Origin of the sequence: Bifidobacterium sp. B4081 (assembly GCF_026537335.1) — a bacterium.
GTDB lineage: Bacteria > Actinomycetota > Actinomycetes > Actinomycetales > Bifidobacteriaceae > Bombiscardovia.
The window spans coordinates 237,649-260,729 of the sequence record NZ_JAFNMM010000001.1 but is presented as its reverse complement, the minus strand read 5'-3'; the positions used below and the strand labels follow the sequence as shown (position 1 = coordinate 260,729).

Annotated in this window: 18 protein-coding genes and 1 tRNA gene; 2 read left to right on the top strand and 17 right to left on the bottom strand. The window is 64.2% G+C overall.

Annotated features, from left to right (window positions below; translation table 11 throughout):
• Positions 1 to 40 precede the first annotated feature (40 nt).
• The 6 genes from proB to dapE all read right to left on the bottom strand — a co-directional run bounded on the left by proB (position 41) and on the right by dapE (position 7,837).
• Positions 41 to 1,183, bottom strand: coding sequence for a glutamate 5-kinase (proB, locus tag J3T92_RS01070; protein WP_267399328.1), 1,143 nt, complete (start codon positions 1,181 to 1,183; stop codon positions 41 to 43).
• On the bottom strand, positions 1,180 to 2,859 hold the full coding sequence (gene obgE / locus J3T92_RS01065; RefSeq protein ID WP_220236344.1) for a GTPase ObgE: 1,680 nt from the start codon (positions 2,857 to 2,859) through the stop codon (positions 1,180 to 1,182). The genes proB and obgE overlap by 4 nt, the downstream gene beginning before the upstream one ends.
• Positions 2,860 to 2,983: 124 nt before the next feature.
• Positions 2,984 to 3,235, bottom strand: coding sequence for a 50S ribosomal protein L27 (gene rpmA / locus J3T92_RS01060; protein WP_015022457.1), 252 nt, complete (start codon positions 3,233 to 3,235; stop codon positions 2,984 to 2,986).
• A 32-nt stretch (positions 3,236 to 3,267) separates the two neighbouring features.
• Positions 3,268 to 3,576 carry a 50S ribosomal protein L21 gene (gene rplU, locus J3T92_RS01055; RefSeq protein WP_024626855.1) on the bottom strand — a complete coding sequence of 103 codons (309 nt, stop codon included), beginning with the start codon at positions 3,574 to 3,576 and terminating at the stop codon, positions 3,268 to 3,270.
• Positions 3,577 to 3,731: 155 nt separating this feature from the next.
• Complete coding sequence (locus J3T92_RS01050; RefSeq protein ID WP_267399326.1) at positions 3,732 to 6,371, bottom strand: Rne/Rng family ribonuclease; 2,640 nt, start codon at positions 6,369 to 6,371, stop codon at positions 3,732 to 3,734.
• A gap of 236 nt (positions 6,372 to 6,607) precedes the next feature.
• Complete coding sequence (gene dapE / locus J3T92_RS01045; protein WP_267399325.1) at positions 6,608 to 7,837, bottom strand: succinyl-diaminopimelate desuccinylase; 1,230 nt, start codon at positions 7,835 to 7,837, stop codon at positions 6,608 to 6,610.
• 144 nt (positions 7,838 to 7,981) lie between these two features.
• Between dapE and J3T92_RS01040 the strand changes: the two genes are divergently transcribed.
• Positions 7,982 to 8,926, top strand: coding sequence for an AEC family transporter (locus J3T92_RS01040; protein ID WP_220237465.1), 945 nt, complete (start codon positions 7,982 to 7,984; stop codon positions 8,924 to 8,926).
• 22 nt (positions 8,927 to 8,948) lie between these two features.
• On the opposite strand, the gene J3T92_RS01035 is transcribed toward J3T92_RS01040, so the two are convergent.
• From J3T92_RS01035 to J3T92_RS01000, 8 genes are all read right to left on the bottom strand, one after another.
• A complete protein-coding gene (locus tag J3T92_RS01035; RefSeq protein ID WP_267399324.1) occupies positions 8,949 to 10,298 on the bottom strand; it encodes a Maf family nucleotide pyrophosphatase in 1,350 nt (449 codons plus the stop codon).
• Complete coding sequence (gene thrB / locus J3T92_RS01030; RefSeq protein WP_267400211.1) at positions 10,288 to 11,340, bottom strand: homoserine kinase; 1,053 nt, start codon at positions 11,338 to 11,340, stop codon at positions 10,288 to 10,290. Before thrB ends, J3T92_RS01035 begins: the two co-directional genes overlap by 11 nt.
• The gene (locus J3T92_RS01025; protein WP_267399323.1) at positions 11,340 to 12,680 is read right to left on the bottom strand and encodes a homoserine dehydrogenase; all 1,341 of its coding nucleotides are present in this window, start codon (positions 12,678 to 12,680) and stop codon (positions 11,340 to 11,342) included. The genes thrB and J3T92_RS01025 overlap by 1 nt, the downstream gene beginning before the upstream one ends.
• Positions 12,681 to 12,791: 111 nt before the next feature.
• Positions 12,792 to 14,363 carry a diaminopimelate decarboxylase family protein gene (locus J3T92_RS01020; protein WP_267399322.1) on the bottom strand — a complete coding sequence of 524 codons (1,572 nt, stop codon included), beginning with the start codon at positions 14,361 to 14,363 and terminating at the stop codon, positions 12,792 to 12,794.
• A 27-nt stretch (positions 14,364 to 14,390) separates the two neighbouring features.
• Entirely contained in the window at positions 14,391 to 16,148 is a 1,758-nt protein-coding gene (argS, locus tag J3T92_RS01015; RefSeq protein WP_267399321.1) for an arginine--tRNA ligase, read from the bottom strand.
• A gap of 43 nt (positions 16,149 to 16,191) precedes the next feature.
• Entirely contained in the window at positions 16,192 to 16,581 is a 390-nt protein-coding gene (locus J3T92_RS01010) for a Rid family detoxifying hydrolase (protein WP_220236353.1), read from the bottom strand.
• Positions 16,582 to 16,684: 103 nt separating this feature from the next.
• Positions 16,685 to 18,439, bottom strand: coding sequence for a pyruvate oxidase (spxB, locus tag J3T92_RS01005; protein ID WP_267399320.1), 1,755 nt, complete (start codon positions 18,437 to 18,439; stop codon positions 16,685 to 16,687).
• Between the two features lie 288 nt (positions 18,440 to 18,727).
• A tRNA-Arg gene (locus J3T92_RS01000) sits at positions 18,728 to 18,803 on the bottom strand.
• Positions 18,804 to 19,163: 360 nt separating this feature from the next.
• Between J3T92_RS01000 and J3T92_RS00995 the strand changes: the two genes are divergently transcribed.
• A complete protein-coding gene (locus J3T92_RS00995) occupies positions 19,164 to 19,805 on the top strand; it encodes a hypothetical protein (RefSeq protein ID WP_024626865.1) in 642 nt (213 codons plus the stop codon).
• Positions 19,806 to 19,816: 11 nt separating this feature from the next.
• Here J3T92_RS00995 and J3T92_RS00990 read toward each other — a convergent pair whose 3' ends face one another.
• The 3 genes from J3T92_RS00990 to J3T92_RS00980 form a co-directional block, all read right to left on the bottom strand.
• Entirely contained in the window at positions 19,817 to 20,782 is a 966-nt protein-coding gene (locus tag J3T92_RS00990) for a tetratricopeptide repeat protein (RefSeq protein ID WP_267399318.1), read from the bottom strand.
• A gap of 117 nt (positions 20,783 to 20,899) precedes the next feature.
• Complete coding sequence (locus J3T92_RS00985; protein WP_267399317.1) at positions 20,900 to 21,931, bottom strand: hypothetical protein; 1,032 nt, start codon at positions 21,929 to 21,931, stop codon at positions 20,900 to 20,902.
• Entirely contained in the window at positions 21,928 to 23,007 is a 1,080-nt protein-coding gene (locus J3T92_RS00980) for a hypothetical protein (RefSeq protein WP_267399316.1), read from the bottom strand. The genes J3T92_RS00985 and J3T92_RS00980 overlap by 4 nt, the downstream gene beginning before the upstream one ends.
• Between the last annotated feature and the right edge of the window lie 74 nt (positions 23,008 to 23,081).

The following is a 23,081-nucleotide window of genomic DNA, read 5'->3' as shown; positions in this document are numbered from 1 at the left end:
CATGTTGCTATGGTACTGCCTGGCACCCCCAGGGCTGTGCTCAGACCAGGACCAGAGAGTCCCGATGCACCAGCGGATGGGCATAGTGGGCGCCCAGTCGGCGGCGGAGCTCCTTGGTGTTTAGACCCAGCATGTCCTGGGCCTCCTCGGAATCGTAGCCGGACAGGCCCTTGGCCACCTGGCGGCCAGACGCATCGTGGATCCAGACAGGATCCCCGGCCGAAAACTCGCCCTGGACCGATCTGGCGCCAGCTGCCAGCAGGCTGGCCCGGCCGCCGCGCAGGGCTTTGACTGCCCCCTGATCCACCAAATAGCCGCCTCGGGGACGGGAGGCGAACTTGATCCAGAGCCGATGCAAAGAGCCCCGGGGATGAATGGGGGCGAAGAGGGTGCCCACCTGGTCGCCGGCCAGGGCAGGGCCAGCGAGGTCGGCGCAGGTCAGGACCACGGGCATGCCGGAGGCCGCAGCAATGCGGGCCGCCTCCAGCTTGGTGGACATGCCCCCGGTCCCCAGCCCGGAGACGGACCCCTGAGCATCCACCTGGTCCTTGATCGCTGCCACATCGGGCACGAAACCGATCCTGCGCGCCCCTGTCCTGGATGGGGGTTCGGTGTAGAGGGCATCCACGTCAGTCAGCAGGACCAGGGCATCGGCACTGACGATGTTGGCGATCAAGGCCGAAAGGTGGTCGTTGTCGCCGAAGCGAATCTCGTTGCTGGCCAGGGCATCGTTCTCGTTGACGATGGGGATGGCCCCCAGATCCAGCAGACGGCAGAGGGTGCGTCGGGCGTTGCGGTACTGGACAGCATGAGTGGTGTCACGGGCGGTGATCAGAATCTGGCCAACACGAAGGCCATAGCGGGCGAAGGCTATCTCGTACTGGGCCATGAGCAGACCCTGGCCCACCGAGGCCGTAGCCTGCTGGGTGGCCACGTCACCAGGGCGTTCGTCGAATCCCAGGGCGCCGAAACCAGCTGCGATGGCCCCGGAGGTGACCAAGACCAGGCGAGCGCCGTTGACGGCCGCAGAGGCCAGGGCGCCCACCACCGAACGCAGACGGCCAAGGTCCAGGTGCCCATGGGGATCGGTCAGGGAGCTGGATCCTACCTTGACCACCATGGTGCGGGCCTGGGCCACCCGGGAACGGACCGCGGCCTCGTCGGATCCCTCCCCTCCGGTCATTGCCCAGCCTCCTCCGAACCGGCGGCTTCCGCTTCTCCGCGCCCTAGCAGGCCCTGCCTGTCGTGGGGATCGTCGTCCACGGAGGGGTCGGCCCAGTGCCCCTGGCGCCGCTCTTGCTCCATGACCTGACGCACCGCCTGTCGGGCGTCCATCATCTGGTGGTACTGGCGACGGCGTTCGCTGTTGGTGCGGCGGCGGTTGAGCCCCTGGCTCTCCTCCAGACGCAGGTCACGGCCCCGGGCCACCTGGGGGGTGCCATCCAGCATTTCGGCGCCGGCCGCCACACTCGGATCCCAGTCGAAGGCCACCGCATCGTCGCCCGGACCGATGCGCACCTCGTCCCCAGGTCTGGCTCCGGCCTTGCGCAGGGCATCCTCCACGCCCATCCGAGCCAGGCAGTCAGCCAAATAGCCCACGGCCTCCTCGTTGTCAAAGTTGGTCTGGCGAACCCAGCGCTCGGGCTTGGCTCCGCAGACCCTGAACCAGGTCTGTCCGGACCGGGTCTGATGCCGCTCAAGAGTGAAGTCCCCGGACTGGTCGGCATTCCTGCGCCGACGCTCCAGGGGGCGGATGACCACGCGCTCCTCATGCCTGGCCTCCTCTTGCTCACGCAGCTGCCTGCGCAGGCGGTCCACCAGACCAGCCAGGTAGTACCCTAGTTCCTTGAGCCCCTGATGCGAAGCTGTGGAGACTATGAAGACCTTGAGACCCAGAGCCTCGAAGTCAGGACGCACGAATTCGGCCAATTCGCGAGCCTCCGGCAGATCGGCCTTGTTGAGGATGATCACCCTGGGCCGTTCGGCCATGGGGATGACCCCCAGCGGAAGCTCCAGGCGGTCGGCATAGCGGGAAAGCTCCTCCTCCAGGGCCCGATAGTCGCTCATGGGGTCCCGATCAGGCTCCAGGGTGGCGCAATCGATGACGTGGGCGATGATCTCGGTGCGCTCGATGTGCCTCAGGAACTCCAGCCCCAGGCCCTTGCCCTGGGAGGCCCCCGGAATCAGCCCTGGCACGTCGGCCATGGTAAAGCGGCCCTCCCCTGCCTGGACCACGCCCAGGTTGGGCACCAGAGTAGTAAACGGGTAGTCAGCGATCTTGGGCCTGGCCGCGCTCATGGCCGCCACCAGGCTGGACTTGCCTGCGCTGGGGAAACCCACCAGGGCCACGTCGGCGATGGATTTGAGTTCCAGCACCAGGTCGCGTTCCTGCCCGGGATCTCCCAGCAGCGCGAAGCCGGGAGCCCGCCTGGCCTTGGTGGCCAGGGAGCGGTTGCCCAATCCGCCCACGCCACCCTGGGCCGCCACGAACCGGTCCCCCACATGAGCCAGGTCAGCCAGGCGCTCGCCCGGCTGCTTGCGCTGACCTTGGCCTCCCTTGGCGGTGAAGACCACAGTGCCCACCGGCACTGGCAGAATCAGATCCTGGCCGCGGCTGCCGTCCTTGTCGCCGCCCAGACCCATGGTGCCCGATTCAGCCTGGCGGTGCGGCAGGAAGCGGTAGTCCAGCAGGCTGGTGGCGTTGGCGTCGGCCTGAAAAATGACCGAGCCGCCCTGACCGCCGTCGCCACCATCGGGCCCGGCCAGGGGCTTGTACTTCTCGCGGCGGATGGAGGACGCCCCATTGCCGCCGTCGCCACCCTTGACATGGACGGTGACCTGATCCACAAATGCACTCATAGGGGCCCATGGTACTCAATCCTGTCTGACATGCGGCCCCTGAGAGCTGAATGCCCGGCATCCCCATACATTATGCAAAAGGCCACCCCTATGGCAGGGATGGCCCTTGGCCGATACCGATCAATCAGGCGGTAAGCACGTCAACAACCTTGCGGTCACGCCGGTTGGCGAACCGAACGGTTCCGTCCGTCAGGGCGAAAAGGGTGTGGTCCTTGCCCAGGCCGACGTTCTGGCCGGGATGGAACTTGGTGCCACGCTGGCGAACGATGATGTTGCCGGCCACTACGGCCTCGCCACCGAACTTCTTGACGCCCAGGTACTGTGCATTCGAATCGCGCCCGTTGCGTGAGCTGGACGCGCCCTTCTTATGTGCCATGTCTGGTTCCTTTCCTACCTCGAGCTAGGCCCTCAGGCGATGGCCGTGATCTTGACCACGGTCTGCTTCTGGCGGTGGCCCTTGCGGCGCGCCACACCGGTCTTGTTCTTGAACTTCTGGATGTTGATCTTGGGGCCCTTGGCCTCGTCATCCACGACCTCGCCCTTGACGGAGATCTTGGCCAGATCCTTGGCGGCCATGGTCACCTTGGATCCATCGACGACCAGCGCGACCGGAAACTCGACCGACTCGCCCTTCCTGGCAGCCAGACGGTTGACCGTGATCTGGTCACCGACCTCGACCTTCTCCTGATGGCCTCCGGCCTTCACAATCGCGTACATAGCCCTACCTTGCCTGTTGTCCAAAGCTGTATGCGTCCGGCATCCGAGCCCTGCCATGAGATTGACGGACCCGTCCAAACACCAGCTAACCAGTATAGAAGCAAACACACCGCGTCGTCAAATGCGCCTGCCCCGCCGACAAAACGGAATTCAGTCTATGACTCCTTGGCGACATCCGCCGCCCCAGCCTGGGCATCGTCCTCGTCCGATGCCGCCTGGGCCGCCGCAGCGATCCTGGCCAGCTTGGCCTTGACTGCAGGTGTCGAGCCTGTGGACAAGGTCTCCTTGGAAGAGGAGCCATGCCCATGCTTGTTGGTCTTGACGAAGGGGTCGCCGCCCTTGACCGCGTATGGATCGGCATAGGAGGCGGAGATGGTCGGCTTGTCGTGGAGGATGAAGCCTCGGCCATGGCAGGTGGGGCACTCCTCAGAGAAGGCCTCGACCAGACCCTGGCCCACCCGCTTGCGCGTCATCTGGACCAGACCCAGGGAGGTGACCTCGGCCACCTGATGCTTGGTGCGGTCCCGGGCCAGGCACTCCACCAGGCGGCGCAGAACCAGGTCACGGTTGGCCGGCATGACCATATCCACATAGTCGATCATGATCATGCCGCCTATGTCGCGCAGACGCAGCTGCCTGGCGATCTCCTCGGAGGCTTCCAGGTTGCAGCGGGTCACCGTCTCCTCCAGGGACTTGCCCTTGCCGATGAAGCGACCCGTGTTCACATCGATGGTCGTCATGGCCTCGGTGCGGTCGATGACCAGGGATCCGCCGGAGGGCAGGTAGACCTGACGCTCCATGCCCTTGCGCAGCTGGCTGTCGATGCTCCAGCGGTCGAAGACGTCCTTGCCCTGGTGCTCGGCAGGATCCCAGTGCTCGAGCTTCTCCTCCAGATCGGGGGCCATGGTCTCCAGGTAGTTGCGGACCCTCTCATAGACCCCCTGGCCCTGGACCACGAGCTTGGCGAAGTCGTCGTTGAAGATGTCACGAACCACGCGGATGGCCACGTCCGGCTCGCCCTGCAGGAGCTTGGGGCGCTTGCCGTGCAGGAACTCCTTGCGCTTGTCCTCGATCTCGCTCCACTGACGCTGCAGGTTCTCCAGATCCTTGGTCAGGGCCTCCTCGCTGGCTCCCTCGGCCGCAGTTCGGATGATGACGCCCATATCCTTGGGAGCCACCCTGGAGACGATGCTTTTGAGGCGGGAACGCTCACGGTCGGGCAACTTGCGGCTGACGCCGGTCATGCCGCCCGAGGGCACCAAGACCAGGAAACGGCCGGCCAGCGTGACCTGCGAGGTCAGGCGGGCACCCTTGTGGCCTATGGGATCCTTGGTGACCTGGACCAGCACGGGATCGCCGGACTTGAAGGCCAGCTCAATCCGGCGTGGCTGGCCCTCCAGACGGGTGGAGTCCCAGTTGACCTCGCCGGCGTAGAGCACGCCGTTGCGGGCCTGGCCGATGTCCACGAAGGCGGCCTCCATGCTGGGCAGGACATTCTGGACCCGGCCCAGGTAGATGTTGCCGACAGTGGAGACCTCCTGGATGTCGGAAACGTAATGCTCGACCAGGATGTCGTCCTCAATGACCGAGATCTGGGTATGGTGCTCCTTCTCGCGCACCACCATCAGACGGTTGACGTTTTCGCGGCGGGCCAGGAAGTCCTGCTCGACCAGCTGGGACTGACGTGAGCGCTCGCGGCGGTTGTCCCGCCGACGCTGCTTTTTGGCCTCCAGGCGGGTGGAGCCCTCCACGTCGGTGATTTCGTCGATATATTGCTGCTTGCGGGAACGGCGGGCGCTGGGCTCCTCTGACTCGCCCTCGGCAGACTTGGAACCCCTGCGCCGGCGACGACGACGGGTCAGCGGGGCCTCGTCCTCGTCATCCTTGTCCTTCTCCTGCTCGTGCCCGCGACGGCGGCGGCGAGTCAAAACGGACTTTTCAGAGTCCTCATCATCGCCCTTGGAACGGCGACGACGACGGGTGCGGGTGCCGGACTCCTGCTGATCCTCGTCCTGCTCCTGATCCTCGTCGACCACGAAAGTGATGCCCTCGTGGCCCAGATCCTCCTCGATGCGCTCAACCTCGTCAGCGGCCCGGCGCTCCTCGGCGTTGAGCCTTCGGGAACGGCGTGAACCGCCCTCCGAAATGCTCCTGGACCTGCTGCGACGGGAGGTCTTGGGCGATTGCTCGGCATCCTCGTCTTCGTCATCCCGTTCCTCACGTTCATCCTGCTCAGGCCGGGAGACGGGTATGACGGGCTCCTGGAAGAGCAGGGATGTCATAGGACGGGGGCGGGAGGCGCGCGGGCGCTCATCCTGCTCCTCGGCCTTCCGGCCTGCCCTCTGGCTGCGGCCCGAGGTCAGTGCCTCCACAGCCTCAAGGGCACGCTCCTGACGCTCCTGATCAGGTTCACCCTCCTGGGCATGCTCCTCGGTGCGTCGACGGGTAGCAGTTCGGGTGCGACGACGAGTGGTCGTCCTAGTCGGCTTGGACTCGCTCTCATCCACCTGAGCGTCCTGACCGGAGTGATCCTGCACGCTCTGATCGGCCGCCTGATCCTCCTTGGGCTTTCGGGTGCGACGACGACGGACGGCGGAGGGCTTGCGCTTCTCGGCCTCGACTTTCACGGGCACGTCAGCACCGGCAGCGCCAGCCACCCTGACCACACGCCGTCCAGTGCGGCGACGGGTGCTGGAACTGGTGGTCTCCTCGACCGGCCGCTCCTGTCCATCGCTGATGGTGGATCTATTATCCTGGGTATCCTGCGTATCCTCGGTATTCGTTTTTTCGGGCACAATGCTCCTTGCGGCACGCCGCCTCGCGCCGCTCTCACGGTCTCGATCCGTCCTCACGCTGCACTCTCACTGCAACCGCGCACCTGCGTACGCCCGATCGAAACGCCTTGGCAAAAAGTCTTCCTGACGCAGGCGGACACCGACGCCCGTACGGATCACTGGGTCTCCATCCGGGGGGATCAACGCCTACGCTGCAAGTGGTCAGGCAGAACCACCGTCCTCTAGTATGGCACAGATCAGCGGCCTCCAGGTCCATTGAGCCACTCGACCAGTACCGACTCCAGCCGAACCAGGTCATCCAGGGGCACCTGTTCGTCGGCCTTGTGGGCCAGTAAGGGGTTTCCTGCACCCAGGTTGACGGCTGGTAGGCCAAGGGCTGAAAACCGCGCCACATCGGTCCACCCCAGCTTGGCGCGAGGCTGATGGCCCGTGGTCCGGGCGACCAGGTCCGCCAACGAACGTGCCCAAGGCGAATCAAGGCCTGGACGGGCGGCGGGCGATTCATCACACATGCGCACCGAGAATCCCTGGAAGACCCCGCCCAGAGCCATATGCTCGCCATTGCCCAGCTCAGCGCCCGTCCCCTGACCCATCATCAGCTCCTTGGCCTGGGCCAGACTCTTGTCGGGTGCAAACCGGTAGTTGACGTGCACCCGGCAGCGGTCGGGAATGACGTTGGTGCCCAGGCCGCCCTCGATCATGGTGGCGTTGAGCCCCTCCCGATAGTCCAGGCCGTCCACTTGCACCGTGGCCGGACGGTACTGCTCCAGTCGGTCCAGAATGGGCGCGGCAGCGTGGATGGCATTGCTGCCCATCCAGGCCCGGGCGGAGTGGGCCGTCGTGCCGTGGGTGATCAGATCGAAACGCATGGTTCCGTTGCAGCCGGCCTCGATGGCGCAGTCGGTGGGCTCGCCGATGATGGCGAAATCCCCGCGTACCCAGTCAGGATGGGCAGTCACCACCCGGCCCAGCCCGTTCAGATCGGCCTGAACCTCCTCATGGTCGTAGAAGACGAAGGTCAGGTCATAGACCGGCTCCTGCAGAGTGAGCGCAAGGTGGAGGAAGACGGCATCCGAGGCCTTCATGTCGGCGGTGCCCCGGCCGTACAGCACCCGGGAACCGGGGTGGGCGGCGGCCAGGTCAGCGCGGATGTCCGGTGCGCCGGGCTCCAGCCAGCGCGGGGGCAGGTTCCCATCCACGGGCACGGTGTCCAGATGCCCGGCAAGGACGATCCGGTGGGGACGACCCAGCTGTGTGGAGGCCACCACCGTGTCGCCCAGCCGTCGGACCAAGAGATCAGCCCGTGAGGACAGGGCCCTTTGGACGGCATCGGCCAGGGGGCCCTCCCGACCGCTGACCGAGGGCAGGGCGGTCATGGACTCCAGTATCCTTGCCAGGGCCTGGGCAGGTTCGGCCCCTCGGACGCCGGAGAGAAGATCAATATCCGTCTGTACGTTCTTGGCCATAGTGCCATGCTAGCGGGCCGAAGGAGCGCGGATGGACCTACAGCCGCAAGCATGATGCCCGGGTGGCACAATGGGGACGACGGAAGCGGTGGCCCTCCGCCTGGGAGGCCGCCGTCCACCATGCGAGACGAGGAGGATGCTGGAGTGCCTGGACTGCTCAGTGCCATGGAGGGGTTCTTCATCATCGGTGTGGTCATAGCCGTGGGTTATGTGGCTGCCCGCTTCGATGTTGGCGGTCCCACGGCCCAGCTGGTGCTCAACAAATACTCATTCTTTGTGTCAACGCCCTGCCTGATGTTCGCCATCCTCTCCAAGCAGAAGCTGTCGATAATCTTCCACCCCAGCATCATCGTGGCTTTCCTGTCGGCGGCGGCTGTGGGACTGCTCTTCGTGGCCCTGAACGCAGCCAGCTTCCACCTGCCGGCTGCAGAAGCCACCATCGGCGCCCTGGACTCCCTCTATTTGAACTCCAACAACATCGGGCTGCCTGTAGCCACCTATATTCTGGGCAATCCCTCACTGGTGGCACCCATTTTGGTCATGCAGCAAGCCCTGTTCACCCCAATCGGGCTGACCGTCCTGGACGCGACCACCTCTGGCAAGCTCTCGGTCAAAACCATACTCAAGCAGCCCCTGAAGCAGCCCATCCTCATCGGCTCCATAGGCGGCATAGTGGTCTCGGCCATCAGCGCCCAAGCCGGTCGTTTCATCATCCCCGACTTCGTCTACAAGCCCATCGACATGATCGGACAGTCGGCCGTGCCCATGATCCTCATGGCCTTTGGCATGTCACTGCGGGGTTCACGGCCCATGGGCCGGGGCGCCGACCGTCGTGCCACCCTCTGCGCGGTGATCCTGAAGAATCTGGTCATGCCCATAATCGCCTACCTGCTGGCCCGGTTCATGATGGGCTTCAGCGGAGCGGAACTGTACGGGTGTGTGGTTCTTGCGGCCCTGCCTACAGGCCAGAACGTCTACAACTACGCGGCCCGCTACGAGGTGGGAACCACCTTCGCCAGGGACGGCATCCTGCTGAGCACGATTAGCTCGCCCGTGGTCATCGCCTTGGTTGCCCTGCTCCTGAGCTGACACGCCGGACCAGGCCTTCTGCTCAGCCTTCGGCCGCCAGGGTCTCCAAGCGTTGCCGGAAGTGCGGCCAGTCCCGTCCGAAGGCCTTCAGAAGGGGCAGGCCGGTGACCTTGTCCAGATCCACCCATTCCAGGGCAATGCTCTCATCGTCATTCATGCGAGGCTCTACCTGGTGGCCGGGACGCTCGAAAGCCAGGATGGTCGTGTAGCCCCAGGGGCCGTGGTCCTCCAGGTAGGAGCCCACAACCTGAATGTCCTCCGGGCGGATGTTGGCCTCCTCATAGCTCTCGCGCAGGCCGCCCTCCAGGGGATTCTCCCCGTCGGAGATGGCACCGCCAGGCACACCCCAGGTGCCTCCCTCGGCGCTCCAGCGGGCCCGGTGCTGCAGAAGCACGCTGACCGGCGCACCCGTGCGGGCATCGAGCCGGGCCAGCAAGACTCCGGCAGCCCCGTTGAGCCCCCAGTGCCGCTTGCCGCAGGCGCAGTTCACCCATCCATCGCCAGGCTGATGGACGTTTTCCACGGGGGCGACCAGGCCTTCAGGACCACGCGTCGATCCGTCTGCCCCCTGCCGCTTGGGCAGGACCCATCGGGCCCACAGGTCAGGCCAGGAGACACCCAGCTCTTGGGCCAGGGCGCGCAGAGTGGGCATGCTCAATCCCATCACCCCGCTGGGATCGCCCTGGATGCCTTGGATGAAGGCGCTGCCCAACCCTTCCAGGGTGAAGGATCCGGCCACCTCAAGGGGCTCGCCGGTGGCTGTATAGGCCTGCATGGATGCCCGGTCATAGTCTCCGAAGGTCACTTGAGCGCTGCTGACCGCTCGGGCCCGTCGGCCGGTGGCCAGATCAATCAGACAGTGGCCGGTGACCAGGGTGCCGGTTCGGCCACGCATGGCCATCAGCCGCTTTAGAGCACGCTCCGGCTGGTGAGGCTTGCCCATGACGGCGCCGTCCATGCTGAAAAGCGAGTCACACCCCAACAGGAGAGGTCCGCGTCCGGCGCCGAACATCCCGCCCCAGGACCCGATGACCTGGCCCATGGGATCCTTGGAGGATGCATCCGAATCATTCTGTCTCAGAGGCCTGAACGTGACCAGATCGCCCCGCGAGCGCCTCTCGGCATCCTTGACGGCATCCATGGTGCCTTGGACAGCCGAAGCCTTGGCCTCAGCCAAGACGCTGACCCGTTCGCGCACATCCAGGTCATCCGGGCGACAACCCAGTTTACGAGCCCGTTTCGCCAGCACAGCCGGCTCATCCACCTTTGAGGGTCGGATGATGGGGTCAATGCCCGCCTGGATCAGGAGCCGATGCCTGGAGGGAGAGGATGAGGCCAGGATGAGCGGGATATGCCTGTCTTCAACGTTCACGATTGCCTTCCTGATCCCGTTCCACCTGGACCCCCTTGCGATCAACGTCCAAAGATAGGATCCGCCAACGGCCGGAATCCAAATAGTCCTTGGCAAGGGTCCGCAGCTCATTGTCAGCATCCCCGTAATGCAGGACGATAATGCAGGGCCCGGCTCCAGAGACCGCCGCCGCATAACCCTGACGACGCAGGAGCTGCAGTAGCTTGGTTGAGGAGGGCATGAGCCCGGCCCGGTATGGCTGATGGAGCCGGTCCTGGGTGGCTACGAAGAGCAGCGCATTGGCCTTTGCGGCCTGTTGGGCTGCGTCAGTTCCCAAGTCATCCAGTGACCCAGGGTTCAGAGCGCCGGGAATCAGAGCAGCCCGTGACAGGTTGTGAACGGCATCCGCATAGGGCACCTGGTTGGGCAGGGCCTGTCGGGCTTTCTGTGTAGACAGATGGGCGCCGGGAACAAAAACCGTGGCTTTGACGGCTGGGGCCACCTTGTAGCGCAGGGTGTGGTAGCCGCCCTCCAAGGGCGCACCCCCGGCGATGGGCAGGGAACCCACCCCCTCGCCCGTGGCCAGATCATAGGAGATGGTCAGCCCCCCGTAGACAGCTGGCGCCACGTTGTCGGGATGCCCCTCGATCTGGGCAGCCAGCGCAAAGACGGCATCACGGCGCAGGGAACCGGCATGGGCGAAGGCCGCAGCCGCAGCGATCCCGGCCACGATGGCCTCGGCGCTGGATCCCAAACCCCTGGCCTGGGGAATCCGGTTGACGGCGCGCATGATGAAGCCGAACCTTGGCAGCCCGAAGACCTGGCAGGCCCGCCTGAAAGCGGAGACGACCAAATGGGTCTCATCTCGGGGCAGGGTCCGCTCCCCCTCCCCCTTGATGACCACATAGGCGGTGGTGTCGCCCGTGTCCACGGAACGGGTGAAGACGATCTCGTCATGGTAGTCCAGCGCCAGGCCGACCGCATCGAAACCTGAGCCCAAGTTGGCGCTGGTGGCTGGCACACGCACCCGAACAGTAGACGGGCCCTCAACGGCTGCGGTCATCATTGGGCCTGCCGATCGAAGACGCGCAGGATGGACGCCTGCCCGGTGACCGAGTCAAAGGCGGAGATCCGTTCGACCACCCGCCGCAGAGTCACCTCGTCGCACAGGTGCGTGACCACGCGCAGTTGCTGAATTTCGCCGCTGTAGCCCGGGTCATGCAGGGTGGGCTTGATGTCTTGGTTGACTCCATTGATGGAGATGCCCGCCTCGGAAAAGACCTGGGCGATGGCCGCCAGCACGCCGGGTTTGTCGTGAATCAGAAAACGGACGGCGAAGGCGGCACGGGATGAATTCAACGGAGCCATGGGGATATTCGCGTACATGGGAACCCGCGGGCCCATGCCATGCTGGAATATGTGGCGAGCCTCGGTGACTACGTCCCCCACAACCGCTGATGCCGTGGGCGCCCCGCCGGCACCCCGACCATAGAACATGAGGTCGTCAGCGGCCTTGGCGGTGACGAAGACCGCGTTGAAACTGCCATGGACCGAGGCCAGAGGGTGGCTGTCGGGGATCAACGCCGGGTAGACCCGGGCGGAGATGCCCTGTTTGCTGCGTTCGGCCACGGCCAGAAGCTTGATGACCCGGTGCTCGGTCCGTGCAGCCGCGATATCGTCAGCGGTGATGGCGCGGATACCCTCCACGGGAACATCATCCAGGCGCACATCGGTGTGGAAGGCCAGCGTGGCCATGATGGCAGCCTTGGCGGCTGCATCCAGCCCGTCCACATCGGCAGTGGGGTCCGCCTCAGCAAAGCCCTTGTCCTGGGCATCGCGCAAGGCCTGATCGAATTGAAGACCCTTGGTGGTCATCTCATCCAGAATGTAGTTGGTGGTCCCGTTGACGATGCCCACCAGGCTGGTGATGACGTCGCCCACCAAGGACTCGCGCAAGGGCCGCACAATGGGGATGGCCCCGCCCACGGCCGCCTCGAAGTAGATGTCGACGCCCCGCTTCTCGGCAGCCTGGTAGAGCTCAGGGCCGTGCTGGGCAAGCAGGGCCTTGTTGGCGGTGACCACGCTGGCGCCAGACTCGATGGCCTTGAGCAGCAGGGTGCGGGCCGGCTCAATGCCGCCGATCAGCTCGATGACGATGTCCGCCCGGGTGACCAAGTCCGCTGAGTCTGTGGTCAGCAGGGACGGATCAATCCAATCAGCCTTGACCTTGTCAGGATTGAGGACAGCGATACCCACCAACTCCAGGGGACGACCCACTCGGCTGGCCAGGTCCTGGCTCTGCTCCACCAGGAGGCGAGTGGTCTGGGAACCCACGGTCCCTGCCCCTAGAAGTGCTATGCGGATAGGCCTGAGGGCCTCCTGCTGTTGCGCATTCTTGGGCATATGGATCCTCCATCCGCCCCAACGGGGCCGGTCACCGTGTGTTGCTCCATCTTAGAAAGCCAATCCGACACCCGTATCCACACCAACGGCCGCTTTCATCCGAAGCGGGATTCATCCTTGGTCCAAGGCCAGCAAGTCATCCATGGTTTGCCGCCGCATCATCAGATGGGCGCCGGACTGGTCCAGGCCCACCACAGGAGGGATCAGGGCCTGGTTGTAGTTGCTGGCCATGGTTCGCCCGTAGGCGCCGGTCACCGGCACCAGGAGCAGGTCACCCCGGCGGATGTCCGCCGGCAGAGGCACATCCTGCACCAGGATGTCCCCCGATTCACAGTGCTTGCCCACCACACGGACCTGGATCCGGTCCCCGCTGCCATGCCTGTTGGCCAGGACAGCGGTGTATTCGGCCCCGTAGAGGGCCGGACGGATGTTGTCGCTCATGCCTCCGTCAACTGAAACGTAGGTGCGCACGCTTCCGTCAGACAGGGGGACGGGCTTGACGGTGCCCACCCGGTACAGGCTCATGCCGCAGGGTGCCACAATCCAGCGGCCGGGCTCGAAGGCAATGACTGGCATGGGCATGCCCAGACGACGGTTGATGGCGACCATGTCGGCTCCCAGACTGGTCAGGGTCTGGTCCAGATCCATTCGATCCTCATCCGGAGTGTAGGGCACGGAGAAGCCTCCCCCCAGATCCACCTCGGGCATCAGGTATCCGTCGGTGGCCCAGAAGGTGTGCCGCAGCAGCATCATGCGCCGGGCGGCCTCGATGAAGGCCGAGGAATCATGGATCTGGGACCCGATATGAGTATGGATGCCCACCAGTTCCAGTTCCCGCTCGTGGGAGCGAATCTCCTTGAGCATCGCGATGGCCGGTCCGTCAGCCAGGACGGACATGGCCTTGATCCGGGCGGGATCAGCCGGTTCAGCGGTCCCGTCGGCAACCGAATACAGGGCTGAAGAGGAGGGCGAGAGCACGGAATCGCCAGGAGCCGAGGAGCCGTTCCCTTTCGTGGCCGCCGAAATCGCTGCCACAGCCCGTTCGGAGGAACCAGGCTCAGGCCCAAGGTCCAGCAGGCCTACGTCGGTGCCCTGGGGCAACAAGGGGATGCCGAACTTCTGATCCTCGTGGGCAGTGGAAATATATTCGTGACCGCCGGCATGCACGCCCACAGTCACCCGGAGCATGACCTTGGCGCGACGCCCCTGGGCCCTTGCAGCAGCGGCAATCCGGGCAGGCTCGTCAGGCGCATCGATGACGATGGCCCTGTAGCCCTCCCTTACAGCTAGGTCGATCTCTTGATCGGACTTGTTGTTGCCGTGCAGGACCAGGCGGCGGCCAGGTGCGCCGGCAGCACGAGCGATCAGCATCTCGCCCAGGGAGCAGGTGTCGATATCCAGCCCCTGGCGCAGCATGATTCGCACGGTCTCCTTGCTGAGGAAGGCCTTGCCGGCGTAGCTGACCCTGGTGGTCGCACCACCCAGGTCGCGCAGAACCGCCTGGCGGAAGGCCGAGGCCCGTTCCGCCATCATCGCGGTGTCCATCAAATAGATGGGAGTGCCGTAGAGCTTGGCCAAATCACCCATGGAGCACCCGTGTATGGTCAGCATGCCCTGGCTGTCCCGCTTCAGAGCTCCGGGCCAGAACCCTTCGGGCCCCAGCCCGCACATCCCTGTTTCCATCGACGACCTTCCAGTGACCTTGGGGGTTTACATACGGTCCGGGGCCTGGACGCCCAGCAGACCCAGACCATTGGCGATGACCTGCTGCACGGCGTCATTGAGCCGCAGACGCGCCGCCGCACGAGCTGGCTGCGGGTTCCTGTCCTCATCCTTGTCCAAATCCGCGCGGCCAGTAGGCTCCATGGGCACCACGCGCTCCAGGTTGTACCAACGGTGATAGACCCCAGCCAGCTGCTCCAGGTAGTGGGCCACCCGATGGGGCGCCTTCTGATCGCCGGCAGTCTGAACCACATTGGGATAAAGGGCCAGGACACCCAGGACATCATTGTCGGCGGCAGTGTCCAGCAGCGACAGATCGGCCCCGGACCGGTCGATGCCCGCCTGGGCTGCGTTTCGATCCACATTCCTGGAGCGGGCGTGCGCGTACTGCACGTAGTAGACGGGGTTGTCGTTGGTGTGCGAGGCCAGCAGGTCCAAGTCGATGTCCACGCTCTGGTTGTAGTCGGTGCGGGCCAGGGAATACCGGGCAGCATCCACGCCCACGGCATCCACCAGGTCGTCGATGGTGACCACGTTGCCTGCCCGCTTGCTCATGCGCACGGTCTGACCATCCTTGATGACGTTGACCATCTGGCCGATCAAGATCTGCATGTTCACGCCTGGAGTATCACCGAAGGCCGCGCAGATGGCCATCATCCTGCCGATGTAGCCGTGATGGTCGGCACCCAGCATGTAAATGGCTTCATCGCAGGGATCCTTGGCCCTGCGCCGCTTGTCCAGGTAGTATGCGATGTCGGCCGCCACATAGGCTGCGTGGCCGTCGGACTTGATGATCACCCGGTCCTTGTCGTCGCCGTAGGTAGTGGAGCGGAACCAGGTGGCCCCGTCCTTCTCGAAAATGTCGCCCTTGGCCCGCAGCTCGTCAATGGCCCGGTCCACCTGGCCGGACTCATACAGGCTGTTCTCATGAAACCAGACATCGAAATTGACCCGGAAGTCGCGCATGGACTGCTGGATTTCGGCGAACATCATGGGCACAGCCCGGGTGCGGAAGGCCTCGCGCTGGGGGCTGTCACCCTCGGCACCGTCCTCGTCGCGCACTCTGGGCATGGCCAGGATGTCCTGCCCTTCGTCGGCAGCCTCCTTGACCACTCGAGAGGCAATCTCGTCAATATACGAACCCTTGTAGCCGTCAGCAGGCACAGGTTCGCCGTGGGCCGCCGCCACCAGCGAGCGGGAGAAGCGGTCGATCTGCGTGCCATGGTCGTTGAAGTAGTACTCCCTGACCACCTTGGCTCCATTGGCCTCCAGGACACGGGCCATGGAGTCGCCCACAGCCGCCCACCGCGTGCCGCCGATATGGATGGGACCCGTGGGGTTGGCCGAGACGAATTCCAGATTGAGCGTGCGCCCGTTCAGGTGATCGTTGCTCCCATAGGCTGGGCCCGCCTCCAGGACTGCATCGACCACAGCGGCCGCCGAAGCCGAATCCAGGGTTATGTTGATGAAGCCGGGCCCGGCCACATCCACCTGGGCGATCCCCTCGGCCTCTCGCAGTGCCTCAGCCAGAGCCTGACCCAGTTCGGCAGGCCTCATGCCAGCCTTCTTGGCCAGCTGCATGGCGATGTTGGTGGACCAGTCCCCGTGGGAACGGTCCTTGGGGCGCATGACCGCCAGATGGTCGGCGTCAGGAACCATGTCGGGCTCCAGGCTTCCCAGGCGGCCTGACTGGGCCATCTGGACGGCGGTCGAAGAGATGATACGGGCAAGTGCTTCAGGACTCATGACCCCAAGTCTAGCGACATCGGAGACCAGTAGCCGGCCTGTCTCAGGCCAGAGCCACGACCTCGATCTCGACCAGGGCCCCTTTAGGGATGTCCGCACCGCCAAAAGCCACGCGGGCCGGCCGCACCGAGCCGATGAAAACCTGGGAGTAGGCCTGGTCCACCTGGGTGAAATCCTCCACCCGCCGCATAAGAATGGTGGCCTTGACCACCTTCTCCATGCCGGTGCCGGCTGCATCCAGGATGTTCTTGACGTTCTTCAGGGCCTGGGTGGCTTGGTCAGCCGCAGTGCCCTCCACCAGCTCGCCGGTGTCCGGGTCGATGCCCAGCTGTCCGGAGACAAAGACAAAGCCCCCGGCCTTCACAGCCTGGCTGTAAGCCCCCAAGGCCCGGGGCGCATATGGCGTGCCGATCTCTTCCGGTCCGTCTTCCATGAGTCCGTCCTTTCTTCAGGTCCGCCGCACCCATGCCGGGCCGAAGCCCCGGGCGGACACCGTCCACTATAGGAGTCCCCGCCCGGCAGAAGCGGCACCAGTCTCAGCCCTTGCGAGCCTCCTGACCCATCCAGTAGGCCAGGGAGCGCAGATCGCCGGCCTCGTAGGTCTTGACGAATTGCTCGACCTGGTCCGGATCCGAGCAGGTCTCCGGGAACCGCATGTAGCGGGTATCCAAAGGGCTGGCTCCTGTCAGCTTGACGTCAATGACCGAAGATCTGTCGGCCTTGCGAGCCTCGGAGAAGGCGTGGCGGGCATCGGCCACCGTGCGCACTGTAAAGCCCAAAGCGCCCATGCCCTCACCGACCTTGGCCCAGTCAGTGTCGGGCAGATCCACTCCGCTCAGGGGCTGGTGGCTGTCGTCGCGCTGCTCGGCCTCGATGTAGCCCAGAGAACGGTTGGAGAAGACCACGTTGATGACCGGGGCATTGTATTTGAGCTGGGCCAGCACCTCCTCGCCGAGCATGGCGAATCCGCCGTCGCCGCTCAGGGAGTAGACGGTCGATTCCGGATGCTCCAGCTTGGCAGCCAAGGCAGCCGGCACGGCGTAGCCCATGGTGGCATGCTTGCCGGAGACGGTCCAGCGGTTGGTCGGCTTCAGATGCAGCAGACGCAGGAAGTCAATGTCCACATTGCCCACGTCGGGGATGACAATGTCATTGTCCTCAAGCTGCTGATCGATGACGTGGTAGACAGGCTCGGGCCGCAGGGGTGTGCTGGTGTCTTCGTTAAAGGAGGCCAGCCACTGGTCCCAGTTCTCCTTGCTGCGCAGGCAGGCCCTGTAAAATACGGACTCCTCTTGGTCCTGGCCAGCGGCGGTTATTGCCTTGAGGGCCTCGCGGGCATCGGCTTGGATGGCCAAGACTACGTTGGCCTGGAAGCGCTTGCCCAGCTTGACCGGGTTCAGGTCGATCTGGATGACCTTGGTGCTGGGAGTGACGAACATGGACCCGAAGGGGTTGTCCGAACCCACCCAGACCGTCAGATCAGAAGTGTAGATGGCCTCCGTGGCGGTCTTGGTGGCCACACGGCCGGCCGACTGCAGATAGGCAGGATAGGTGTCCTCCACAATCCCCTTGCCCGGGAAGGTGGAGACCATGGGCATCTTGAAACGCTCGGACATGGCAACTAACTCATCGCGGGCCCCGGCAGCGCCTTGGCCAAAGTAGAGCAACGGAGCCTTGGCGGACTGAATGATCTTCACCGCCTTGCCGACCTGGTCGGCCGCGGGCTTCAGAGGCTCCGGCTCGCGGAAGTTAGACGCAGATGCCACCGGGCGGTCGTCAATCTCGGCCCAGGCCAGATCCTTGGGAATGATGACCACGGAGACCCCGTGGCTGGCGTAGGCGCGGCGGATGGCCTCGTCTACTAGGGCAGGCAGCCCCTGAGCGTTGGTGGCGGCCCGAGCGAATACGGCCACATCGGTAAAGATAGGCACCTCATCCATGGCCTGGAAGAAGTCCATGTTCATAAAGGCCTGGGGCACCTCGCCCACCAGGGCCAGCACCGGCACGCCGTCCTCACGGGCATCATAGAGGCCGTTGAGCAGGTGGACAGCCCCTGGGCCAGACGAGCCGAAGCAGACGCCAATCCGGCCAGTCAGCTTGGCTTCGCCGGCAGCGGCCAGGGCTCCGGCCTCCTCATGACGGACCTGGATAAAGTCGATGTGCTCGCGCTCGTTGTGGATGGCATTCATCATGGAGTCGAAGGAACCGCCGGGCAGGCCATAGATCCGCGGCACCCCCCACTGCTCCAGGACGTGAAGAACAGCATCCCCTGCATTGATTCGATTGGCCATGCGAACTCCTTTGCTTCACCGGGAAAGGAGGCTCCGCCACAATGCGGAAGCGTCGGTCCTCCCCAACGTTTGGTCTTACCCTTTCACTATGGCACCTGAAATCGTGGAAGCAAGCGGGCCAAGGGCCATGTTCCTCAAAAGCTTAGTGATTCACCGCACATATTCGCGACGCATAGCGTGCGCTCATTTCATTCAGTAGGTGCCATGCTCATGATCCCGGGCACAATGACAGACGGGGGTCATATAAAGAAAAACCCCGCACTCTTACTCGTTGCAGGGGTTTCATCCTGGTGGGCTCGAAGGGATTCGAACCCTCGACCTTCTGTTCCGGAGACAGACGCTCTATCCGCTGAGCTACGAACCCGAGAGACCACCTTCCAGTGGACAACAGAGACCATACTAGAACACTTTGCGCATTTTCGCACCCATGCGCGTCCTCACGTGTCGGTCCAGCTCACGCTGTTCCCGGCGTGTTGCCCCAAGATTTCAGGCGTTTCGTAGGTATTGTGATGGCATGGCTTCGTGTCACCGCCCCGGTTGCGCCATTGCATCCTCATGCGGTGGCGCGAAGCCGCCAACATTCCCGGATGATCTTCTCTCGGGATGATTCACACTCTAGTTCCTTCACCCGGCCATCACAAGCGACCTTCACATACCTGGACAACTCGAATGGGCTGTGGACGGCAAATGGTAGCCGCACCCGGCCTACCGTACCATGGGACGCATGGCCATGAATGAGGACGAGAACGAGGACGATTTCGAGTTCGAGCGCAGATTCTTCTGCCGAAACCTTCCCCGGGAGCTGCTCGGGGAGAGTCGACCTACCCTGATCGTGCAGAGCTACTACGTGCATGAGGACAACTTCGCCCTGCGTGTGCGCCTGCAAGGCCAGGTGGACCCGGTGGTTCCCATGACGACCCGAACCGATGCCCTCCACACCCTGCTTGAGGAAGGCGACCACTTCGAGGCTGCCTCAATGACCGCCAAGGGACCTTCCGTCGGCGGCACACGCTACGAGGCCGAAAGGGCCATCGACCCGGGCATCGCCCTGGAGCTGATCCTGCGAGGTGGTATTCCCATCGTCAAGAACCGGTATGGAGTCTGGCTGGACGAGGACTGGTGGAATCTGGATGTCTTTGGGGACGGAAACGCACCCTTGGTGGTGGCCGAGGTGGAGCGGACCGGGCCAGTGACCGACCTGACCATTCCCGATTTTTGCGCCACAGAGATCACCGATGACCCGAGATTCTCCAACGATGGGCTGGCCGACCATCCCTTCGGCGACTGGGCGACCAACTTCGACCGGGAGCTGAAAGCCAGCGGACCACGCTTCCTGACCAACTTCGACCAGAACCGAGATTCCTGACCCAGGAGCGTTCAGTACATCAGCGTGGAAAGACGGCGGCGGGCCTTGGCCAGCCGAGGATCGGTCGGCTCAGGAATGACGAAGTACTCCAGCAGACGGCGGCGGATGGAATCGGTCTGATCCCGGTGCCCGGCCAGAAAGTCCAGCAGACGGTCGAAGGCATCCTGAATCTGGCCGCCGATCATATCCACATCGGCCACATTCAACTGGGCCTGCAGGTCGTCAGGGGCATCGGCAGCCGCCTGGCGGACCTTGCGGACATCGGCCGTGGCTGAACGAGCCATCAGCAGGCACTTGGCCTGTTCCCGCTTGGCCAGATCGTCGGTCGCGTCGGCCTGGACCAGCTTGCCATAAGCCTCGGCCGCAGCTGCATAGTCGCCCTCCTGGGCCAGCCGGTGAGCCTCTTGATGGGCAGGAGGGATGGCATCAGCCGCTGCCTGGCCGGCCTGCTCATCTTGGCCCTGGTCGTTGGTCTCCTGGTAGGGGGCACTGCCAGTGATGCCGGCCTTCTGCGCCATCTGAACCACCTGCGGGATGAGCTGATCGGTGATCTGGTTCATCTCTTCATCGGTGGGCAGCCCCTGCAGGATTGGCATGGGTCGGCCTGCCAGCAGGGCAAAGAGGGCCGGCGCGCCCTGCACCTGGAAGGTCTGGGCGATCTGCGGATTGGAGGCGATGTCGATGCGGGAGAGCTGAATGCGCCCCCCCTGGGCATTGACGGCCTGGGCCAAACGGGTGGCCAGGGGAAAGAGACGGTCGTCGGTGGGCACCCAGAGCAGGACCAAAATGGGGAAGGTGGCTGAGGTCTGGACCATAGCCTGGAAGCTGGCCTCCGTGGTATCGATCACGTAGCCGCCGGCAGCGGGTGCGCCTCCCTGCTGGCCTGGCTGAGCATCGACCTGATGCTTGAGCGCGCCCAGGTCGACCGCTCCTGCCAGCGAGACGCCCGGCTGCCCCTGCCCGTTCTTGTTCGCCATGTCAGTCCTCCTAAACCTGGCGGCCGCCGACTGCAGCTTCGGCCCGCCCTCGATTGCATACTCCTGGAAGCCAATCTAGTCCAGGGATCGGGCGTTCACCCAGCGCAATCCCGCCCTTCAGACCGCTTCCACCTTGATGGGTTCACGCTCGGCGCCCACGGCCCTGATGGGCTCATGCGAGTCCGCTGAAGGTATGTAAAGGGCGATCACGTTGACATAGGTGACCTTCATGGTACTGGTGGTCTTGCCCTGTCCGAAGAGGGCCTTCTCGGCATCCGAGGCAGGCGAGGATTCACGGCCCTCACCTGCCTGCCTGGTCCAGACCGAATCGATTCGGGCCACAACCAAGTCGCCTCCATCAGAGGAGTGCATGACCCGCAGCTGCCCCTGTGCCGGGGTGAAGGTCTGCGATTGGCTGCCCTTGTTGGCTTCGATCCCCTGCTGAACCACCTGAGTCAACGTGCCCAGGGAGTTGCGGAAGTCATCCTGGGCGAACTCCTTGGCATACTTGCTGCCCTGGGAATTCTGCAGGAGATCGGCATATTGACGCACGGCCTCCACCGGCGTAGCCTTGAGCCCCTGATCGTCGCCCTGCCCCATCCTGGCGCCGATGGTGGCCACCGGGAACTTGGGCAACTGGGCTCCTTGGAAAAGCCGGGCCACGCCCCAAAGCTTGTAGTTCTCATGGGCGGACTCCTGATCCAGAACCAAGAGGCGTTTGGACTGCTGATCCTGCGTGGTAGTGGTAATGGAAAAGACCGAGCGTGGCCACCCCGGATCGCCAGGGATGACCGTCTGAGCGATGGTGGTAGGGATGGTCGTCTTGGGGTCCAGCTGCCCGGTAGCCCGGGCTATGGTCAGCTCGCTGGTGCGGATCTCCAGCTGAGGGCCGCTGACTCGCTGGTCCAGCCCGGCAGGATCCTTGGCCTCATTGGCCTGGTCCAAAACAGCCCCGATGCTCTTGCGGATACGGGCTTCCTGTGCCGGGGTCAGGTTGGGCGCGGGAGCAGTGGTTGCAGTGCTCTGTGGCTCTGTCCGGCGGGCTTGCGGAACCTGCCCTTCGCAGGCGGACAACCCAGGCAGAAGGGCCAAGGACAAGGTCAACGCCGCTGCAGCCGCCACCTTGTTCATCGGCTTGTTCGTACTCATCGGCGCTCTTCCTCCCCCTCGTGGGCAAGCCTGGCCAAGTAGGAGGCCATCTCCTGTCTGCTGATGACCCTGGTGGACGACACATCGTCGGCCCCCCGATCGCCGCTGACGGTGCGGCCGTCGCCATCCTCCTGTTGGTCAGCGACCAGGTTCCGATTGCGCGGATCAATCACCACAGGCGGCCTGGGTGGAGGTCCCGGATCCCCCTGCCGCGCCTGGCCACGAGCGTGGCGCCGACGCCGGCCTGAAGCCGGGCTATGCCGGTTCCCCAAACCAGGCAGAATGGCGTTGCCCAGGGCCTGGGCCACGCTGACCTCGGGAGGCTCCTCAGTCTCCTGTTCAGGTTCGGTCTGCTTACGGCGCTTGGCCGGATCCATGGCGAAGACCGTAGCCGAAAGAACAGCCAGCAGGGCCAGAAGCCCGCCGGCAAAGTAGAAGGGCATGGCGAAGTCGGGCAACTTGTCACGTTGCCAGAGCATCTCCAGCCCCAGGGAATGGGCGCCCTGGGGAACCGCCACCAGTAGGACGGCCTGCGGATCTTCGGTCTTCAGGGACATGGAGACGCTGCTGTCGGAGCAGGTGACCTGTTGCCACATATCCGAATCCTGAAAGGCCACGCCCTGATCACCTTTGACGGCCTTGCCTGGACTGGTGTCCCTGCCGACGGACAGGGTCCGCCAATCGTCCAGGCCGCGCACCCGGGCCACATCATGCCCGGCCGTCCAACCAGCTGCATCCTTGGCCGTGGTCAGGGCCATACAGACAGTAGGCTTCTGTGAATTCTGATCTGCTGACGCGGAAGTCCCAGTCGATGCCGCATCTACTCGCATGGTCACTTTGCTGTCCACCAGGGGAAGCACACCTGGATCGGTCACCACATAAGCTGCCTTGGTGCGCGCATGCGCATCCACATGAGCCGAAGGCTTCCAGACCGTGGCGTTGAGAATACCCAGCACAATGGCCGTTACAGCCAGCAGTCCGAAGATGGGGGTGACGATGCCGCGCATGATCATGCTGTGACGCGAGGGCTTGCCAGGCCGCGTCATCTCATCAGTTTCTTCGGGTACTTGCTCCATATTTTCGACATTCTACCGTCGGCACCCTATGATCTGGTTTCCACCACCGGGAAATCGCCCACAAGCCCTAAACT

Coding starts and splice junctions, on each gene's coding strand:
- proB (WP_267399328.1), bottom strand. CDS start 1,183: ATGACCGGAGGGGAGGGATCCGACGAGGCCGCGGTCCGTTCCCGGGTG.
- obgE (WP_220236344.1), bottom strand. CDS start 2,859: ATGAGTGCATTTGTGGATCAGGTCACCGTCCATGTCAAGGGTGGCGAC.
- rpmA (WP_015022457.1), bottom strand. CDS start 3,235: ATGGCACATAAGAAGGGCGCGTCCAGCTCACGCAACGGGCGCGATTCG.
- rplU (WP_024626855.1), bottom strand. CDS start 3,576: ATGTACGCGATTGTGAAGGCCGGAGGCCATCAGGAGAAGGTCGAGGTC.
- dapE (WP_267399325.1), bottom strand. CDS start 7,837: ATGGCCAAGAACGTACAGACGGATATTGATCTTCTCTCCGGCGTCCGA.
- thrB (WP_267400211.1), bottom strand. CDS start 11,340: ATGACCGCAGCCGTTGAGGGCCCGTCTACTGTTCGGGTGCGTGTGCCA.
- J3T92_RS01025 (WP_267399323.1), bottom strand. CDS start 12,680: ATGCCCAAGAATGCGCAACAGCAGGAGGCCCTCAGGCCTATCCGCATA.
- J3T92_RS01020 (WP_267399322.1), bottom strand. CDS start 14,363: ATGGAAACAGGGATGTGCGGGCTGGGGCCCGAAGGGTTCTGGCCCGGA.
- argS (WP_267399321.1), bottom strand. CDS start 16,148: ATGAGTCCTGAAGCACTTGCCCGTATCATCTCTTCGACCGCCGTCCAG.
- J3T92_RS01010 (WP_220236353.1), bottom strand. CDS start 16,581: ATGGAAGACGGACCGGAAGAGATCGGCACGCCATATGCGCCCCGGGCC.
- spxB (WP_267399320.1), bottom strand. CDS start 18,439: ATGGCCAATCGAATCAATGCAGGGGATGCTGTTCTTCACGTCCTGGAG.
- J3T92_RS00995 (WP_024626865.1), top strand. CDS start 19,164: ATGGCCATGAATGAGGACGAGAACGAGGACGATTTCGAGTTCGAGCGC.
- J3T92_RS00990 (WP_267399318.1), bottom strand. CDS start 20,782: ATGGCGAACAAGAACGGGCAGGGGCAGCCGGGCGTCTCGCTGGCAGGA.
- J3T92_RS00985 (WP_267399317.1), bottom strand. CDS start 21,931: ATGAGTACGAACAAGCCGATGAACAAGGTGGCGGCTGCAGCGGCGTTG.
- J3T92_RS00980 (WP_267399316.1), bottom strand. CDS start 23,007: ATGGAGCAAGTACCCGAAGAAACTGATGAGATGACGCGGCCTGGCAAG.